General features: G+C 72.5%; 2 protein-coding genes. Both read left to right on the forward strand.

Features of this window, described 5'->3' with window-relative positions; translation table 11 throughout:
- Positions 1 to 1,265: globin domain-containing protein (locus tag AB8Z75_RS34055; protein ID WP_369208876.1), on the forward strand; the 1,265-nt coding region annotated here is incomplete at its 5' end.
- A 70-nt stretch (positions 1,266 to 1,335) separates the two neighbouring features.
- Positions 1,336 to 2,157 (forward strand): pyridoxamine 5'-phosphate oxidase family protein (locus AB8Z75_RS34060; protein WP_369208878.1); only part of this gene is annotated, 822 nt, incomplete at its 3' end.

The following is a 2,157-nucleotide window of genomic DNA, read 5'->3' on the forward strand; positions in this document are numbered from 1 at the left end:
TCCCTGCCCAGCAGGTGTCCCCCGCTCAACAGGGCCTCCCCGCCCAGCAGGCGTCCCCCGCGCCCGTGGCGCACACCGCACCGGCGGGCGTCCGCACGGCAGGTGGGGAAGAGCCCGAGGGCACCGAACCGGGTGACACCGAGCTGATACGCGCCAGCATGGAGGAGCTGGAACGTTCCTCCGACGCCGCGACGGCGTACTTCTACGCCCTGCTGTTCGTCCAGTACCCGCACCTGCGCGAGATGTTTCCCGCCGCCATGGACGGCCAGCGCGACCGGCTCTTCCGCGCGCTGCTGACCGCCGTACGCCTCTTCGACGACGGCAGACTGTTCGGCGACTACCTCGCCAACCTGGGCCGCGGACACCGCAAGTACGGGACGCTTCCCACCCACTACCCGGCCGTCGGCGAATGCCTCATGGCGGCGCTCGCCCGCTACGCGCCCCGCAGCTGGGGCCCCCGCACAGAGGCGGCCTGGGTGCGTGCCTACACCGCGATCTCCCAGAAGATGATCGACGCCGCGGCCGAGGCCGAACGCCACTCCCCCGCCTGGTGGGACGCCGAGATCGTCTCCCACGAGCGCCGCACCCCGCAGATCGCCGTGATCACCGTGCGGCCCGACCAGCCGTACCCCTTCCGCGCCGGCCAGTACACCAGTCTGGAAACCCCCTGGTGGCCCCGCGTGTGGCGGCACTACTCCTTCGCGTCGGCGCCCCGCACCGACGGACTGCTGACCTTCCACGTCAAGTCCGTACCCGCGGGGTGGGTCTCCTCCTCGCTGGTGCAGCGTGCCCGCCCTGGCGACGTGCTGCGGCTCGGCCCCCCGGCGGGCTCGATGACCGTCGACCACCGCGCCGACAGCGGTCTGCTGTGCCTGGGCGGCGGCACGGGCATCGCCCCCATCAAGGCCCTGGTCGAGGACGTGGCCGGGCGGGGCAGGGTGCGGCCCGTCGAGGTCTTCTACGGTGCCCGAACCAACCACGACCTCTACGACCTGGACACCATGCTGGGGCTCCAGGACCGCTACGACTGGCTGTCCGTGCGCCCCGTCGTCGCCACGGGAGGAGCCCTGGCGGGCCCCGACGCACTCGCCGGTGAACTCCCCGACGCGGTACGCCGTTACGGCCCCTGGCCCGCCTACGACGGCTACCTCTCCGGGCCGGCCGGAATGATCCGCAGTGGGGTCGAGGCGCTGGTGGGGCTCGGCATCCCCACCCACCGAATACGCCACGATTCCCTCGAAGAACTGGTCGCGCAGGGGGCGTAAGTGATGAGGTGTTGCGTCGGTGACGCGGGTAACCGGTCGAGGGCGCTGTGGAAGGGGACGGGTGTCGGCGGTGAGTGAGGCGAACGGAAGCGGGGAGGGGCCCGCCGGGCACATAGCGCCTGCCGCCGCGCATCCCGGTGTGCGGGCCGACGCCGACGCCGGTCAGCGCACCGACGCCGGTCAGCGCACCGATGGCGGTACGGACGCCGACGGCGGTTCGGGCGCCGACGCCGCTACGTGTGCCGACGGCGCTACGCGTGCAGACGCGGCTACGCGTGCCGGCTCCCCCGTGCAGGCGCGGACCGACGTCCACGTCGGCGCACCGGCGGGCTTCCCCGGCGGCTTTCCGGCGGACGCCGCCGGGGCCGCACCGCGGCGTCCGGGCAGCGCAGGCGAGCACGCGCTGCAGGAGCGCATCGGCTCCCGGAAACGCGCGAACCGCTTCTACGACGACCAGGTGCTCGACCACCTCAACGAGCGGATGCGCGAGTTCGTCCGCCAGCAGGAGATGTTCTTCCTCGCCACGTCCGACCGCGACGGAGAATGCGACAACAGCTTCCGCGCGGGGCCCCCGGGGTTCCTGCGCGTGCTCGACGAGCGGACCCTGCTCTTCCCCGAGTACCGGGGCAACGGCGTCCACGCGAGCCTCGGCAACATCCAGGAGAACCCCCACGCGGGCCTCCTGCTGGTCGACTTCATCCGTGCGCGCATCGGACTGCACGTCAACGGGCGGGCCGAGGTCCTCGACGACGCCGAACTGCGCCCCTGGATCCCCGACCTGCCCGAGGACCCCATACCGGGGCGGCGCGCCGTGCTGTGGGTGCGGGTCAACGTGGAAGAGGCGTACATCCACTGCGCGAAACACATCCCCCACCTCCAAAGGGCCCCCCGC

The sequence above is a fragment of the Streptomyces sp. PU-14G genome, assembly GCF_041028275.1.
Taxonomy (GTDB): domain Bacteria; phylum Actinomycetota; class Actinomycetes; order Streptomycetales; family Streptomycetaceae; genus Streptomyces.